The 16,385-nt window shown below is 60.9% G+C and carries 16 protein-coding genes; all 16 read left to right on the plus strand.

The features are described from left to right. Positions 1-24: 24 nt before the first annotated feature. The 16 genes from BN3002_RS02550 to BN3002_RS02625 all read left to right on the plus strand — a co-directional run bounded on the left by BN3002_RS02550 (position 25) and on the right by BN3002_RS02625 (position 16,382). Positions 25-1,767, plus strand: a complete 1,743-nt coding sequence (locus tag BN3002_RS02550; RefSeq protein ID WP_058236464.1) for a peptidoglycan D,D-transpeptidase FtsI family protein — start codon at positions 25-27, stop codon at positions 1,765-1,767. A 34-nt stretch (positions 1,768-1,801) separates the two neighbouring features. Next, the gene (locus BN3002_RS02555) at positions 1,802-3,235 is read left to right on the plus strand and encodes a UDP-N-acetylmuramoyl-tripeptide--D-alanyl-D-alanine ligase (protein WP_058236465.1); all 1,434 of its coding nucleotides are present in this window, start codon (positions 1,802-1,804) and stop codon (positions 3,233-3,235) included. Beyond that, positions 3,232-4,317, plus strand: coding sequence for a phospho-N-acetylmuramoyl-pentapeptide-transferase (mraY, locus tag BN3002_RS02560; RefSeq protein WP_058236862.1), 1,086 nt, complete (start codon positions 3,232-3,234; stop codon positions 4,315-4,317). The genes BN3002_RS02555 and mraY overlap by 4 nt, the downstream gene beginning before the upstream one ends. Continuing rightward, complete coding sequence (gene murD / locus BN3002_RS02565; protein ID WP_058236466.1) at positions 4,317-5,750, plus strand: UDP-N-acetylmuramoyl-L-alanine--D-glutamate ligase; 1,434 nt, start codon at positions 4,317-4,319, stop codon at positions 5,748-5,750. Before mraY ends, murD begins: the two co-directional genes overlap by 1 nt. A 12-nt stretch (positions 5,751-5,762) precedes the next feature. Further along, positions 5,763-7,088 carry an FtsW/RodA/SpoVE family cell cycle protein gene (locus BN3002_RS02570; RefSeq protein WP_227469203.1) on the plus strand — a complete coding sequence of 442 codons (1,326 nt, stop codon included), beginning with the start codon at positions 5,763-5,765 and terminating at the stop codon, positions 7,086-7,088. Beyond that, complete coding sequence (murG, locus tag BN3002_RS02575; protein WP_058236467.1) at positions 7,085-8,200, plus strand: undecaprenyldiphospho-muramoylpentapeptide beta-N-acetylglucosaminyltransferase; 1,116 nt, start codon at positions 7,085-7,087, stop codon at positions 8,198-8,200. Before BN3002_RS02570 ends, murG begins: the two co-directional genes overlap by 4 nt. Further along, positions 8,197-9,594, plus strand: a complete 1,398-nt coding sequence (gene murC / locus BN3002_RS02580) for a UDP-N-acetylmuramate--L-alanine ligase (RefSeq protein WP_058236468.1) — start codon at positions 8,197-8,199, stop codon at positions 9,592-9,594. The genes murG and murC overlap by 4 nt, the downstream gene beginning before the upstream one ends. Next, positions 9,591-10,577 (plus strand): cell division protein FtsQ/DivIB, encoded by a 987-nt coding sequence (locus tag BN3002_RS02585; protein WP_257525444.1) that lies wholly within the window; start codon positions 9,591-9,593, stop codon positions 10,575-10,577. Before murC ends, BN3002_RS02585 begins: the two co-directional genes overlap by 4 nt. Before the next feature lie 120 nt (positions 10,578-10,697). After that, positions 10,698-11,957, plus strand: a complete 1,260-nt coding sequence (ftsZ, locus tag BN3002_RS02590) for a cell division protein FtsZ (RefSeq protein WP_058236470.1) — start codon at positions 10,698-10,700, stop codon at positions 11,955-11,957. A gap of 3 nt (positions 11,958-11,960) precedes the next feature. After that, positions 11,961-12,683 (plus strand): purine nucleoside phosphorylase YfiH/LACC1 family protein, encoded by a 723-nt coding sequence (locus tag BN3002_RS02595; RefSeq protein WP_058236471.1) that lies wholly within the window; start codon positions 11,961-11,963, stop codon positions 12,681-12,683. A 58-nt stretch (positions 12,684-12,741) separates the two neighbouring features. Continuing rightward, positions 12,742-13,209 carry a cell division protein SepF gene (locus BN3002_RS02600; RefSeq protein WP_058236472.1) on the plus strand — a complete coding sequence of 156 codons (468 nt, stop codon included), beginning with the start codon at positions 12,742-12,744 and terminating at the stop codon, positions 13,207-13,209. Next, complete coding sequence (locus BN3002_RS02605; protein ID WP_058236473.1) at positions 13,209-13,517, plus strand: YggT family protein; 309 nt, start codon at positions 13,209-13,211, stop codon at positions 13,515-13,517. The genes BN3002_RS02600 and BN3002_RS02605 overlap by 1 nt, the downstream gene beginning before the upstream one ends. Positions 13,518-13,745: 228 nt before the next feature. Further along, on the plus strand, positions 13,746-14,387 hold the full coding sequence (locus BN3002_RS02610; RefSeq protein ID WP_058236864.1) for a DivIVA domain-containing protein: 642 nt from the start codon (positions 13,746-13,748) through the stop codon (positions 14,385-14,387). Positions 14,388-14,468: 81 nt separating this feature from the next. Further along, positions 14,469-14,987, plus strand: coding sequence for a signal peptidase II (lspA, locus tag BN3002_RS02615; protein ID WP_257525445.1), 519 nt, complete (start codon positions 14,469-14,471; stop codon positions 14,985-14,987). Further along, complete coding sequence (locus BN3002_RS02620; protein WP_058236866.1) at positions 14,980-15,906, plus strand: RluA family pseudouridine synthase; 927 nt, start codon at positions 14,980-14,982, stop codon at positions 15,904-15,906. Before lspA ends, BN3002_RS02620 begins: the two co-directional genes overlap by 8 nt. Further along, positions 15,903-16,382: a GNAT family N-acetyltransferase gene (locus tag BN3002_RS02625; protein ID WP_058236474.1), complete on the plus strand. Its 480-nt coding sequence runs from the start codon at positions 15,903-15,905 to the stop codon at positions 16,380-16,382. The genes BN3002_RS02620 and BN3002_RS02625 overlap by 4 nt, the downstream gene beginning before the upstream one ends. Positions 16,383-16,385 lie beyond the last annotated feature (3 nt).

Raw genomic sequence — 16,385 nt, forward strand, 5'->3', positions numbered from 1 at the left:
CGCGCAGCTAGAAAGGCTCACTAGATGAACACTCGTGCGGGGCGGCAGGAGTCGGCTCGGCGCGCCCACTGGATCTTGTTCATCACCCTTTTCGCACTGTGCGCATGCGTGCTGCGCCTCTTCCTGCTGCAAATCGTCCAGGGGCCAGCTCTGGCTGCCGAAGGCCTCGAAGTGCGAACATCGGCCTCTGATATCACCGCTCAACGTGGCTCCATTACTGATGACACCGGAATCGTTCTAGCTGAATCCGTGCAGACTTACCACATTGCCGTCAACCAGATCAATATCCGCACCTACGAACATGACGGTCAGATCGGGCCGGCAGCAGCAGCCTCGCAGCTTGCCCCACTGCTCAGGATGGACCCGGTCGAACTGGGCGGACTGATGGTCGGTGATTCGACGTATGCCTACGTCAAGAAGAACGTGGATGCGGTGACCTATCGCAAGATTCGTGCCATGGACATCTACGGCATTGAGTGGGAATCAGCTTTTGAGCGCACCTACCCCAATGGCTCGACCGCAGGCCCCGTCATCGGCACCATCAATGCCGAGGGGGTCGGCGCCTCCGGTCTTGAAGCCACGATGGATCAGATTCTGCAGGGCAGCGCCGGACGTGAAGCCTTCGAAATTGCTCCGAACGGCGCCATTATGCCAGGCGGAAAGCACACAGTGGCTGAACCGGTCTCAGGCGGATCGGTGCGCACAACACTTCGCGCCGACCTTCAGCATGGTGTCCAGGAAGCCCTCGATGCGCGCGTGAAAGCACACAACGCCGACTGGGGTGCCGTCGTCATCACCGACGTGAAGACCGGACGAATCCTCGCCCTGGCTGATTCCAATTCCACCGCGCCCAACAGTGCCACACTTCAGCCGGTTTCCGCCGTCCAATATGCATTTGAACCCGGATCGGTCGGCAAGGTCGTCACCGTGGCCACAGCCCTGAATAAGGGCACAATCACCCCGACCAGTGAATTTACCGTGCCCTACTCTCTGGACGACCTGCCGGGAGCTGACGGCCCGATTAGTGACTTCCACGAGCATCCCACAGAACGAATGACGGCAACAGGAATCCTGGCAGAATCATCCAACACAGGCACGATCCTGATTGGCCAGACCGTTGACGATGCCGACCGGTATGACATGATGCTGAAACTGGGTCTCGGTGCCCCTAGCGGCATTGAACTGGCCGGCGAATCATCCGGCGTGGTTCGCACACCCGACCAGTGGATCGGACGAGACAAATGGGTGTCCATGTTCGGACAGTCCTACTCCATGACAGCCGTCCAGGAAGCCACGATGATGGCCACAATCGGCAACGGCGGCGTGCGCATGCCGCCACGCATCATCGACTCGTGGCAATTGGCCGACGGTACTGTCCACACCCCCGACCCAGTCCAACCAGTCCAGGCAATGAGCGCACAGAGTGCATCCGACCTGCTGAAGATGATGGAATCGACCGTGGCGACGGACGTCGGCACGGGACAGACAGCCAAGATCGACGGATACCGGCTGGCCCTCAAAACGGGTACTGCTGACATCTTCGTGGACGGCGTGCCCGCAACCGTATCCACTGTGGCAGGTGTCCTCCCCGCCGAAGCGCCTCAGATCGCAGTGTCAGTTGTGCTCTACAATCCGAAAGTCGGAGTGATCTCATCCGATTCGGCGGCGCCCCTCTTCGCTGAGGTCGCCTCACAGGCGGTGCGAAATCTCGCAATTCCCGCATCACAGGAACAGGCAGAGCTATTCCCGCTCAGACCGGGCTCATGATAGAGGACAGGGACAACCTGCTGAAAGAAGGACGATGAACAGGCAAGCAGAATGGGTAGCCCGAGCAGTGGGCGGGCAGATGATCGGCCCCGATGTGACGGTCACGGGACCAGTGGTCACCGATTCGCGTGAAGCAACCGCAGGATCGCTCTACGTCGCCCGTCGCGGCGAGAACGCCGACGGGCACGACTTCATCGCCAGTGCGCGAGACAACGGAGCGGTGGCCGCCCTGGTCGAACGTGAAATACCACAGGCCGGACTGACCCAGATCGTCACCCCCGAATCGACCGAGGCGCTCGGCGTCCTCGCCCATGCACATCTGGAGGACCTGCGACAGGCAGGCCCCCTCGATGTCATCGCTGTGACAGGGTCCGCCGGAAAAACCACCACCAAGGATCTGCTTGCTGCGCTCATGGCGACCGACGGGCCGACCGTTGCGCCCAAACTGTCCTTCAATAACGAGGTTGGCCTGCCACTGACCGTCCTCAAGGCCGACGAACACACACGTCACCTGGTGCTGGAAATGGGTGCATCGGGGCCCGGACATCTGCGCATGCTCACTGGCATTGCCGCTCCGGATGTGGCGATTGAACTGATGGTGGGCACAGCGCATCTGGGAGGCTTTGGATCGCGCGAAGCCACCGCCTCCGCAAAAGCCGAACTGATTAAGGGCATGAAACCTGACGGGACAGCTGTACTGAACGCTGATGATGACTACGTGGCGGCGATGGCTCAGCGTGCGCCAGGACGCATCATCGGATTCACCACGCGCACTCAGTACCCGCAGTTCACCGACACGTGGATCCGCGCGGAAAACATTACGATCGACGCTGACGAACGCGCCGCATTCGACCTAATCACACCCGAAGGATGTGCTCACGTGCACCTGACATTGGTGGGCGCGCATCATGTGCACAACGCGCTGGCAGCCGCAGCCGGAGCATACGCGTGCGGCATCGACACGCAGACCATTGCGCAAGTCCTGACCGCTTCGGGGCCATCATCGCCACACAGGATGGACATCGAGACAGTCACGCTGGACGAGGGACGCACCATCATCCTGATCGATGACGCCTACAACGCCAACCCGGATTCCATGCGCGCAGCACTGACCGCTCTGAAGCATCTGGGTGCTCAACGCAATGCGCGAACCGTGGCAGTGCTGGGCGCCATGCTGGAGCTGGGGGAGCAGTCCGAGGCCCTGCACCGAGACGTTGCCCAAATGGCACTTGATGCAGGCGTGTCCCATATCTTCACGTGGTCAGCTGATGCGCAGCCACTTGCCTCCCACGCGCAGGCGAAAACAGATTCAGGCACCGAAGTGACATACAGTGAAGACTGGAATGAGACACTGGGCGAACTCACCAGCGCCGTTCGTGACGGCGACATTGTGTTAGTCAAAGGCTCATACGGATCTCATGCGTGGCAGATTGCCGCAACACTGATGGAAAGCGGGTGCAGTCGATGATCGGGGTTATTGCGTCATTCGCGGTCGGCCTGGTGCTCTCACTGGGCCTGACACCCCTGTTTATCCGATTCCTTGTCCGTCACCAATACGGACAGTTCATCCGCCAGGACGGCCCCACCCAACACCTGACCAAACGTGGCACACCGACAATGGGTGGCGTTGTCTTCATTGGCGCCACCATCATCGCGTGGCTTGCTGGCAACGCCGTAAACCGCACGCTGCCCGCCTATTCATCACTCCTGCTCGCATTCCTCTTTGTCGGCTTGGGAATCGTCGGCCTGCTCGACGACGGCATCAAAATACGCAAACAACGATCCCTTGGCCTGCACGCAGGTGCGAAGATCATCATGCAGGTGGCGATCGGCTCCATCTTCGCCATTTTGGCACTGATGCGACCCAACGAACGCGGCATCACACCTGGATCGACGGCGATATCCGTGGCACGTCCCACCGGTATCGATCTGGCGTTCGCGGGCATCATCGTGGGCGGCATCCTGTTCGTCCTGTGGGTCAACTTTCTGGTTGCCGCATGGTCCAACGCCGTGAACCTGACAGACGGCCTGGATGGTCTGGCGACCGGCGCATCAATCTTCGTCTTCGGAGCGTACGCGCTGATCTCAGTTTTTCAGGTGACACAGTCGTGCTGGGGAACGACGATCAATACGGCAGCCTGCTACACGACCCGTGACCCCTTGTCACTGGCAATTTTCTGCGCCGGCCTGGTGGGAGCGCTGGCCGGTTTCCTCTGGTTCAACGCCTCACCCGCACAGATCTTCATGGGGGACACCGGATCTCTCGCCCTGGGCGGCGCAGTCGCCGGCATGTCGATTTTCACGAACACGGAGTTCCTGGCCGTCATCATCGGCGGACTCTTCGTCATCATCACGATGTCTGACGTCATCCAGATCAGTGTGTTCAAACTGACGCGCAAACGTGTCTTCCGCATGGCGCCGCTTCACCATCACTTCGAACTCAAGGGCTGGAAAGAAATCACCATCGTGATCCGTTTCTGGCTGATCGCCGCACTCCTGGCAGTGATCGGCGTCGGCCTGTTCTACGCGGAGTGGGTGTCATGGCTGTAATGGAACAACTGCCCCAACCCGGTCGTGCAGCAATCATCGGATGGGGAATGTCCGGTCGGGCCGCAGGCCGCGCCCTGAGTTCACGAGGCTGGGACGTCACGGGCTTCGACCAGCACGACGTTGCCGAAAACAACGACCGTGTCGAGGTTATCGCTGACGCCGATGAACTGGCCACACGCGTCGTGCAGACCGCGCCCGACCTGATCGTCATGTCTCCGGGAATCGCACCCCACGAGCCAGTATGGCAATCGGCATTGTCTGCGGATATCCCAATCGTCGGCGAGATGGAACTGGCGTGGCTCCTGCAGGAATCCGGCCTGCATGCAGGCCGCCCCTGGCTGATGGTCACCGGTACGAACGGCAAGACCACAACGGTCTCGATGCTGGCGGCCATGCTGCGCGCAGGCGGAGAGAATGCCCTCGAAGTAGGCAATATCGGCGTCCCCATCACGCAGCTCATTGACGATGATGCTGACGTGTTTGCAGTGGAGGCATCCTCATTCCAACTGTATTCGACCCGCACCGTATCCCCGGAAGCGTCCGTTGTCCTCAACGTCGATGCCGACCATCTGAACTGGCACGGCAGTGTCGAGGCCTACGCGCAGGCAAAGGCACGCATCTACGAAAACACACGCATCGCATGCGTTTATCCGTCAGCTGACCGTCGCATCGAAAAAATGGTGGAGAACGCGGACGTCATTGAAGGGGCGCGCGCCATCGGATTTACACTGGGCACCCCTGCTGTCTCACAGGTCGGCATTGTCGAGGACACCCTCGTCGATCGGGCCTTTCTGGATGAACGACGCACGCACGCATTGCATCTGGCTGAATTCGATGACCTCGTTCATGTCTCCGGTGCACAGCCCTCGCCCGCACTCCTGATGGATGCGCTGGCGGCCGCCGCTCTTGCACGCGCACACGGAGTGACGCCCGAAGCTGTTGCAGAGGGTCTGCGCACTTTCACGCAACCCGCCCACCGGCGAGCCATTATCTCGCACGCAGCGGACATGACGTGGATTGATGATTCAAAAGCCACCAATGCGCATGCCGCCGCTGCTTCCCTGGCTGGTGTCACGCCGGGAACTGCCATCTGGATTGCTGGGGGAGACGCAAAGGGGCAGAACTTCGACGACCTTGTCACCCGCGTCGCCCCGTTGTTGCGCGGCGTGGTGCTCATTGGCGTCGACCGGGCGCCTTTGAGGAACTCACTGGCGGCGCACGCTCCGTCGGTGCCTGTCGTGGAAGTCGATGGTCATGATGACTGGATGTTCTCGGTGGTGAACGAGGCGGTTGGCCTGTCGCGACCGGGCGACACCGTGTTGCTGGCTCCGGCAACCGCATCGTGGGATCAGTTCGACAACTACGGCCAGCGAGGCGATGTTTTTGCCCAGGCGGTGCAGCGCCTGGAAGACATGTGGAACACCAACAAGTAGGGGAGGCAGATTGTGGCGGACCAGGTGACCCGCAGTCCGCGCGAACGGCTGGCGCGCCTGTGGCATCGCATACCGGCGATCCGCTTCGGGCGGGAAGGCCAGTCATCTGCCGCGCGTGAATCCTCGCCTGTCACGTCCTACTACCTCGTCATCATCCCCGCAGTGCTGCTGGCACTGATCGGACTGCTCATGGGGTTTTCTGCCTCCGCCGTCACCAACATTGCCCAGGGTGAAAACCCCTATATCGCTTTCCTGAAGCCGCTGGCGCTGACGACAATCGGGCTCATCATGATGTTCGTGGCACAGATGGTGCCCGAGAAGGTCTACTACGCCGGAGCCCTTGTGCTGTTCGCACTCGCCTGCCTCCTCCAGGCCCTGGTCATGGTGCCGCTGTTTGGCCGTGCCGAGGGCGGCAACACGAACTGGATCCATATTCCCGGTCTGCCGTTCCTGATCCAGCCATCCGAACTGCTTAAACTGGCGCTCATCATCGCTTTGGCCCAGCTCGTCGCCCGCAGGGATTCGCGCCGTGATGACTTCAAGCAAATGGCGATCCGCTGTGGTGGTGCGACCGCCGTTGCGCTTGGCCTGGTCATGCTCGGACACGACATGGGGACAGCCCTCGTCGTCGCCACGTGTGCCTTTGGCGCGCTGTGGGTGGCAGGACTGCCCAGGAAGTGGTTCGGCTATGCGATCCTGGCAGCAATCCCGATTCTGGCATTCCTCGTCGTGCAGAACCCCACGCGACTGAGGCGCATCATCGCCATTATTCCCGGCATGGGGCCGGAGCGCTCCACCTCAGCTCCCGAACAGATCGACCACGCGCTGTGGGCATTCGGCTCTGGAGGGCTGATGGGGCTGGGACCGGGCGCATCGCGTGAAAAGTGGGAATACCTCCAGGCCGCGCACACCGACTTCATCCTTGCCATCGTGGGCGAGGAGTTCGGCCTGCTGGGCACATGCTCGGTCCTGGTTCTCATGATGCTGATGGTGTGGGGAATGGTGCGCGTCAGCAGGGAAACCACATCGCTTTTTGCCGCTGTTATGTGCGGCGGCATCGCATCGTGGATCGCTGTTCAGACCGTCATCAACGTCATGTCGGTAACCGGCATCGGCCCGGTGATCGGCGTGCCGTTGCCGCTGGTATCCTCTGGCGGTTCGGCGTTCGTATTTACCGCTAGCGCTGTTGGGGTGGTAGCGTCATGTGCGCGCGCGAATGCTCGCATGCGAATGTTCGGCTCTCCCGACGAGGCTTCCGCAGGACGCGATCCACGCCGACGCATTCACAAGCGTCCCGCGCGCACACGACCAGTACGACAGGCACAGAAGGCGCGATGACACACACAATAGTTCTGGCAGGCGGCGGCACAGCCGGTCACGTCAATCCGTTGCTGGCAACGGCCACGTGCCTGCGTGAGCGCGGATGGGATGTGCGAATCCTCGGCACGCGCGAAGGCCTGGAAGCAGATCTGGTCCCGGCAGCAGGATTTGAGTTTCACGAAATTGAACGTGTGCCCCTGCCACGCCGACCCACCCCGGCATTGCTGACAGTTCCGCAGCGACTGCGCCACGCAATCGCGCAGTCCCGCAACGTGATCACAGGAGCTGACGGGTTGTTGGGTTTTGGTGGATACGTCTCCACCCCCGCCTACTTTGCCGCACGTTCAGAGCACATCCCGATCGCCATTCATGAACAAAATGCGCGCCCCGGCCTGGCGAACCGACTGGGAGCCAGATGGGCCGCCCTCGTCGCACTCACGTTCGCTTCCACGCCGCTTGCAGCACGACAGGGACGCACCGAGGTCGTCGGATTGCCCCTCCGCCCGCAGATCGCGCGCCTGGCGCATCTGCGAACCACCGACGAGGGTGCCCGCACCGCCCGCGTCGAAGGCGCGCAGCGCTTCGGACTTGACCCGGATCTGACCACGCTGGTCATCACGGGCGGCTCCCTGGGGGCGCTTCACATCAACACAGTCATGGCATCCATCGCCTCCGAGCTGCCTGAGGGCTGTCAGGTTCTGCACCTGACCGGTAAAGGCAAGGACGATGCCGTGCGTGCCAGTATTGACGAGGCGGGAGTGGCTCACCGATGGCACGTGGTGGACTACACAACTGACATGCATGATGCGCTGGCCGTGGCCGACCTGGTGGTCTGCCGCTCAGGTGCCGGCACCGTCGCGGAGCTGAGCGCCCTCGGACTGCCTGCCGTCTATGTCCCCCTCCCGATCGGCAACGGTGAGCAGCGTCTGAATGCGCATGACCACGTCGCAGCAGGCGGTGCAGAGCTGATCAACGACGCGCACTTCACCGTTGAACGCGCACGCACCGACGTCATGGGCATACTGATTGACCAGGAGCGCCTCAGCCGGATGCGCAGCGCGTCAGCTCATGGATCCTCTGCCAACGCCGCTGAGCGCCTGACAGACCTCGTGGAGGAGATGTGCAGATGAACGCGCAAACCGGTATCAGCACAGTTCATCTCATTGGCGTCGGCGGAGCCGGTATGAGCGTGGTGGCAGAGCTGCTTCATGCTCGTGGTTGTACCGTCAGCGGGTCGGATCAGAATCCGTCATCTGTCATTGACAGGCTTCAGGCAGCGGGAATTGACGCCTATGTCGGCCATGACGCCGATCGGGTCCCGGCCGACGCCACAGTTGTAGTCTCGACGGCAGTGCGTCCAACGAATCCGGAACTGGTCCGTGCCACCGAGCGTGGCCAGAGTGTTATTCACCGCTCCCAGGCACTTGCCTATGCCGCCAGCGGCATGCGTTTTGTCGCTGTTGCCGGCGCGCACGGCAAGACTACGACATCTGCCATGTTGACTATTGCGTTAGCTGAAGCAGGGGAGGATCCCTCGTGCGCGGTCGGCGGTATCGTGCCCCAATTTGGCACTGGTGCGCACCTGGGCGGCGGAGACATTTTTGTGGCCGAGGCAGATGAATCCGATGGCTCATTCCTGAACTACCATCCGACAGTCGCCCTCGTCACCAATGTTGAGCCGGACCACCTGGATCACTACGGCTCAACGGAGGCGTTCGAGCAGGCATTTGTGGACTTTGCGCACCGCATCGTTGCCGGTGGAACACTGGTGTGCTGCGCGGAAGATCGAGGTGCGCGGGCGTTGGCGCAGGCAGCTCGTCGCGATGGCATCACCACGCTGACCTATGGCCGCCCTGAACACTGTGAGGCGGTGCCGGATGTGACGATAACTGATGTTGCGACAACTGATCATGGCTCGAGCGCCCACCTGTGCGGACCTGACACGCTGGAGGCGACGATTCGCCTCGCCGTGGTGGGTGATCATAACGTGCTCAACGCGGCGGGTGCATGGGCGGCAGGATGCGCGCTGGGGGTCGATGCCGGCCGTCTTGCCAACGGTCTGTCGCATTTTTCAAGTACAGGTCGCCGATTCGAACTTCGCGGCCAGGTGGGCTCCAGACGCGTTATTGATGACTACGCGCACCACCCGACCGAGGTGGAAGCAGCTCTCAGGCAGGCCCGGATCGTAGCTGACGGCGGCGAGGTAACCGTCGTCTTCCAGCCGCATCTGTTTAGTCGCACACGTGCTTTTGCCCAGCGTTTCGCTGACGCTCTGGCGCACGCGGATCATGTGGTCGTCACCGATATTTACCCGGCGCGTGAAGATCCGATCGAGGGAGTCGACTCTGGATTGATCGTGGCGCACCTGCCTCGAGCCCAATGGATCCCGGACATGCATGAAGCTGCCCGCCTGGCAGCGCGTCAGACAGGAGAACATGGCATAGTGATGACCATGGGTGCCGGCTCAATCACGCAATGCGCGGATGACGTTCTCGATGAATGGCGCAACGGGGACGTGCAGTGAGGCAACCACCCCGGCCTCGCCCTCCCCACGAGCCTGCCGAACAGCCTGAACGCTCCACCGTGCATGATCGCCATGCAATCGGTGGGCGATCCGCATCAACGCAGCATTCCGAATCGAGCAGGCGGCCCGCCTCGACTCAGCGATCTGCGTCGGCCACGCGATCCGCGTCGGTGGAACGTATCCGCGGGCCACGCCAGATGCGCACGCCGCTGTCCTCGTCCAGTGCGGTCGACGCATTCGGCGAGCGGCGCGCGAGGGGCCAGAAAAACTCGAAGGTCACCCGTCTTGATGAACGACGCAAAGCACGTAGACGGCTGTCTCTTCGCACTCTGATGTCGATTATTGTCACTGTCCTCCTTGCTGCAGCGGCGATCTGGGCCATCTTCTTTTCGCCACTTTTCGCCCTCACGACCTCGCGCATCACCGTCGAGGGCGCGAATGACGTCGTACCGGCCGAGCAGGTGATTGCCAGCGTCGACGAATTCAGCGGAACCCCGATTACGCGACTGTCGATGTCATCAGTTGTGCAGGCTGTGAATTCGCTGACGCTGGTACGCGACAGCCAGGTGCAGCGTTCGTGGCCCAATGGGCTGACCATTACGATCACCGTTCGCAGGCCAGTGATGGTGGAAATGGTCGGTGAAAATGCCCGCGTCATTGACGAGGACGGCGTGGAGATACCCGGGGATCCGCCCGAGGGTCTGCCTGTTGTCGCGCTTCCATCTGAGGACCCTCTCAGAGCGCAGGCAATTGAGCAGGTCCAGACGGTGTGGGCGGCGCTCAGTTCTGAGCTGCGTCAGATGACAGGAAAGATCAGTGCCGACGGACAGCAGCTGACCATTACCTTGGCGGATAACCGTGTGGTGCGGTGGGGGACCCAGGATGATTCGGATCTGAAGTCACGCGTCCTGAAGGTTCTGATCGACCAACGACCTGCGCAGGTCTATGACGTAAGTTCTCCGACCCGGCCGGTCACGTCCTAGCGACACGCCCACATCTTTCCTTGCAGTTTGAGGTGTTGTTTCCTACCGTCTTTCCGGCAGAATACAGGAGAAACACCAACCTTCAACTTGAGGTTGAGGGTTGAGTGGGAGGGGCACAAAATGGCAGGACCTCAAAACCACCTCGCAGTGATCAAGGTGGTCGGAGTCGGCGGCGGCGGCGTCAATGCTGTTAACCGAATGATCGAAGCAGAACTCAAAGGCGTCGAATTCATTGCGGTGAACACAGACGCCCAGGCTCTGCTGATGTCAGATGCTGAAACCAAACTTGATATCGGTCGCGACCTGACCCACGGCCTGGGAGCGGGAGCTGACCCGTCAGTGGGCCGTCAGGCAGCTGAAGACCACATCGATGACATCAAGGCCGCCCTTGAAGGCGCCGACATGGTGTTCGTCACCGCCGGTGAAGGAGGCGGCACGGGAACGGGCGCAGCCCCCATCGTTGCCAAAGCCGCCCGCGACTCCGGCGCTCTGACAGTCGGCGTCGTCACCCGCCCCTTTTCCTTTGAAGGCATGCGTCGCGCCGCCCAGGGCGAACAGGGCGTTGAGGCACTGCGCAAAGAAGTCGACACGCTGATCGTCATCCCGAATGATCGCCTGCTGTCCATCTCGGATCCCAATATCTCGATCCTTGAAGCATTCCAGGCAGCCGACCAGGTCCTGCTCTCGGGAGTGCAGGGAATCACTGAACTCATCACCACCCCGGGTCTGATCAACGTCGACTTCAACGACGTGAAGTCCGTGATGCAGGATGCCGGATCCGCGCTGATGGGTATCGGTGCTGCTACAGGTGATGACCGCGCGCTGCGCGCCGTGGAAACCGCGATTTCCTCCCCGCTGCTTGAAGCCAGCATTGACGGCGCTCACGGCGTCCTCATGTTCTTCCAGGGTGGCTCGGATGTTGGCCTGCAGGAGATCTACCAGTCCGCACTGCTGGTGCGCGAAGCCGCTCACCCTGAAGCCAACATCATCTTCGGCAACGTCGTTGACGATTCGCTGGGCGACGAGATCCGCGTCACCATCATTGCGGCCGGATTTGACGACCAGCCCGTGACGTCAGGTAACACCGATGCGACAGCGAAGAAGCCGGAACAGCCGGCACCTGTCGCCGCGCCGGCCCCGAAGTCTGCGGAAGAACCCTTGCGTGAACGCTCAGCGGGAACCATTTCCCAGACGCCGGTTCGCCCCGCACATCGTGCAGAACCTCGCGTGCCTACCCGCACGCAGGCGCCGTCCGCCACACCGTCGGATGCGCCCAGTGCTCAGCCTGCTCCGCGAGATGCCGATTCGCTGGAAGTGCCGCGCATCTTCGACGAGGATGACTCCGCTGACGACCTGGATATTCCTGATTTTCTGCGCTGAAACATGATCACACCGATCGAGTGGGCAGGCGCCCTGATCACGCACACTGAAGCGGGGTCGGGCACCTGCCCACTTCGCAATAACGTGGGATACCACGTTGGCGATGATGCTCAGGCAGTGGCGAAGCGCCGCGATCACCTGAGCAAGCTGACCGGAAGCCCGCTGACCTGGATGGACCAGACACACTCCACGCGTGTCCGCGTCGTCGATGCGATCAGCGACCACATTGACGCAGACGCCCTCGTCGTCAATCTGGCCGAGGGGCCACGCACGGGACTGGCCGTGATGGTTGCCGACTGCGTGCCTGTGTGCCTGAGTGCAGCTCATGGGACGATCCTGGCGGCGATCCACGCCGGACGCACGGGGCTGCTCGGTGGAATACTCAGCGCGACAGTTCGCCGGATTCGCCGCATGAGCGCGGAGCCGATCAGCGCCTTTGTCGGCGCCTGCATATGCGGCCAATGCTACGAGGTGGACCGCGCGCTGTGGGACGACGTAGCAGCCGTTCGACCACATATGTGTACCCACACCAGTTGGGGCACCCCCAGCCTTGATCTTCGCGAGGGGGTATGCAGCGAACTGCGCGAAGCAGGCGTCGACACAATTGAACACGACCTGCGGTGCACCCGGGAAACGCCGGCCCTCCACTCCTACAGGCGCGACCCCACCTGCGGACGCCAGGCATTGATCATTTCGCCATCGTTGCGACATGCCGAGGCAACTTGAGGCCTGTGCGTTATCTTCTCGATTAGCGTAAGATCAGCGGCCTGACAGAGGAGAAACGATGGCGGAATCATTTTCTACGCGCGCGAAGAAATTCATGGGATGGGACACATCCGACGACGAGTTCGATGAACCCGAAATGGAACAGGAAGAGCCCGGACAGTGGGCAGACGTCACTGAACTGTCCGACTATGAACCCACACCTGCAGTGCGCCGCACTGAAACAGTGCAGCAAACTGAGCCGAATGATCTGGCCCGAATTCAGACCATTCACGCCACCTCCTATGCGGATGCGCGCAGCATCGGCGACGCCTTCCGCAGCGATATCCCTGTCATCGTCAACATGACCGACCTGCCTGACAATGAAGCGCGCCGCGTGATCGATTTCTCCGCCGGGCTGGTGTACGGCCTGCGCGGACACTTTGAACGCGTGACTCAACGCGTCTACCTGCTGTCGCCGCGATCTGTCAAGGTGTCATCCGGAATGGCCCCCTCCCACGGTGCGGAGCTGTTCAGCCAGGCAGAGTAATGCCCGTGTACATACTCGGCGCCGCTGTACACTTCTGTGCCAGCTTGTACCTGCTGGTGCTGTTTGGACGGATGATCTTTGACTGGATCCGTATTCTTGCCCGCGACTGGCATCCGCGAGCAACGGCCGTCATTGTGATCGGTAATGTGCTCTACGCGTTGACTGACCCACCTCTGCGTTTCCTGCGTCGCTACATTCCGCCGCTCAGACTGGGTAACGGGATCGCACTCGATGTCGGTTTCATGGTGCTGTTCATCGGTATTCTGCTTCTTCAGCGCGTTGCACGATTGATGATGGTATTTGGCTAGTTAGGCGTTCAAACGGTAGATTAATTGAAACGCATATTGGAATGTGATGTCGCTGTGACTGAAGTTGCCTCAGTGATTCATGTGTCCGATAGAATAAGTATCACTTACAATCAGTGTCATCAGGTTGAATGCTGGTGACACCACGATCGTCGGGCGGTTACCAATCGGCGTTCGACAGGGCAGATACCGAGAGGTGAGGAAATGGACGAGCCCACAGGTCAGGAACAGATTCAGCTGCTGACAACGGACGAAGTTCTGAACAAGAACTTCCAGGCAGTGAAGTTCCGTGAAGGCTACGACCCCGTCGAGGTTGACAATTTTCTCGACCGAGTCGTTGCGACGATCTACTACCTGAACATGGAGAAGCAGAATCTCCAGGAAAAGCTTGAAGCAGCCGAACGCCGCATCACCGAACTCCAGGAAGGTTCGGCCGACGCATCTGGCTTCTCCACTCCTGCCGAAACTGCTCAGCCTGTTGTCGAGGAAGAACCGCAGGTCGCGCAGCCCGAACCAGAACCAGAACCAGAACCCGTTCAGCCTGTGCAGCCGGTTCAGCCTGCCACGCCCAGCGAACCCGAATCCGCAACCTCGATGCTTGCTTTGGCGCAGCGCGTCCACGACGAGTACGTGCGCGACGGCCGCGAAGAATCAGAACGCATCATTGCTGAAGCTCGCACCAAGGGCGATGAGATCGTTGCCGACGCAGAGAGCAAGCATGAAACGATCCTTGCTCAGCTCGACCAGGAGCGCGGACTGCTGGAAAACAAGATCAACGAGTTGCGTGGATTCGAGACGGAATACCGTCAGTCCATCCGCACTCACCTCGAGAAACTTCTGACCGAAGTGAACGAGGACAGCTCGGAAAACTGACGTTTCTCAAGCCAATGACTGTGTGGCGGCGGCGTACCAGACGCTGCCGCCACATTTATGCCCCACCTGTTAGGAGAACATGTGTCAACGAGTCCAGCTGCAACGAATGTGTCACGGCGCCCACTGGTCAGCGCCATAGTCGTAGCACTCGTCGCACTGATCAGTGACCAGGTCACGAAGTTCTGGGCTTTGTCCTCGTTGTCCGAGGGGCAGCGCCGTCCACTTATTGGTGACTTCCTGAGTCTCCAGCTGGTCAGGAACTCCGGAGCCGCCTTCTCGATGGGGGCAGGCTCAACGTGGATTTTCACGATCATCTCAGTGGTCGTGCTCGGCGTCATCATCTGGGTCCTGCCGAAAATCACCTCCACGAGTGTGGCAGCCGTGGTGGGTCTTCTTGCCGGGGGAGCGGCGGGTAACCTAGTGGATCGCCTCGTGCAGCCTCCCTCGTTCGGGCGCGGACACGTCGTTGACTTCATCAACTACAACGACTACTTCGTTGGCAACGTTGCCGATATCTGGATCGTTGTGGCAGCAGTGTTGATGGTGATCATCTTCCTGCGAACAGAACACTCCCATTCCGGTGCGCGCACCGATGAGTGACGAGTTCGAGCACCGCTACCTGCCAGTGCCGGACGCGCTGGTCGATACCCGCGTGGACGTGGCACTCTCACGCATGCTCGGCATGTCACGCTCTCAGGCCGGTGACCTTGTCAGCGCAGGACACGTGCGCATCAACGGTGCCGTCAGTCGGAAGTCGGACCGGCTCAGCCTTCAGGACCTCATTGAAGTCGACATACCGCAGCACCGTGTGCAACCCGCACCCGTGACCGGCATGGACATCCTCTACGATGATGACGACATCGTCGTGGTCAACAAACCTGTCGGCGTTGCGGCACACACGGGCCCGGGATGGACCGGTCCCACAGTGATCGGCAACCTGGAAGCCGCAGGCTTCCGCATCGCACTGTCAGGCCCGCCCGAACGCCAGGGAATCGTGCACCGCCTTGACGTGGGTACATCTGGCGCCATGATGGTCGCCAAATCCGAACTGGCATATTCGGTGATGAAACGGGCCTTCAAGGAACGCACCGTCACGAAGATTTACCATGCCGTGGTCGCCGGACACTTGGATCCGCCATCGGGCACCATCGACGCGCCCATTGGCCGCCATCCGTCGCGCGAATGGCGCATGGCCGTTATCGAAGGTGGCAAGCGTGCCGTGACACATTACGACACCCTCGAACTCATGGCTGGTGCAGCCCTGCTGTCAATCCACCTGGAAACCGGCCGCACACACCAGATCCGCGTCCACATGGCAGCGGTCAACCATCCGTGTGTCGGCGACGTGTTCTACGGCGCTGACCCCACGCAGGCTGAACGCCTCGGCTTGGAACGTCAATGGTTGCACGCCGTCCAGCTCGGCTTCGCACACCCACGCACCGGCAAACACGTCACCGTGGACGCACCGTACATGGACGACCTTGATGCTGCCCTCACCCTCCTGAGAAAACCACGATGACCACTCTTCACGTCCGACGCGCCACCGACTCCGACCGCTTCGCCATTATCTCGATCAGGTGGGATGTGTTCGTTGTTGAACAGCACGTTCCTATGGTCCTTGAAATTGATGCACGCGACTTCAACCCCGCCGTCACCCAATTCATTGCCGAGGACGAGGCTGGCCACCCTGTTGGAACCGTGCGCCTCATCCCGGATGGTGATGATTGCTATCACCTGGGGCGCCTTGCTGTCAGACAGGAGGCACGCGGCAGTGGATGCGGAGCCGCCCTCGTCAATGCTCTGCACGAAGAAGTCAAACGACGAACCCCTGCCGGCAGGCACGCCCGGGTCGACCTCGACGCGCAACTGCAGGCACAGGGATTCTACGAACGCCTCGGATATGTGTCACACGGCGACGACACATTCTGGGATGCAGGAATTGAGCATCGTCACCTCGCTCAGCTCATCGAGGGCACTGCAGAACCATTAAGATGACAC

The sequence above is a fragment of the Actinomyces ihuae genome (genome assembly GCF_001457875.1).
In the GTDB taxonomy this organism is placed as follows: Bacteria; Actinomycetota; Actinomycetes; order Actinomycetales; family Actinomycetaceae; genus Pauljensenia; species Pauljensenia radingae_A.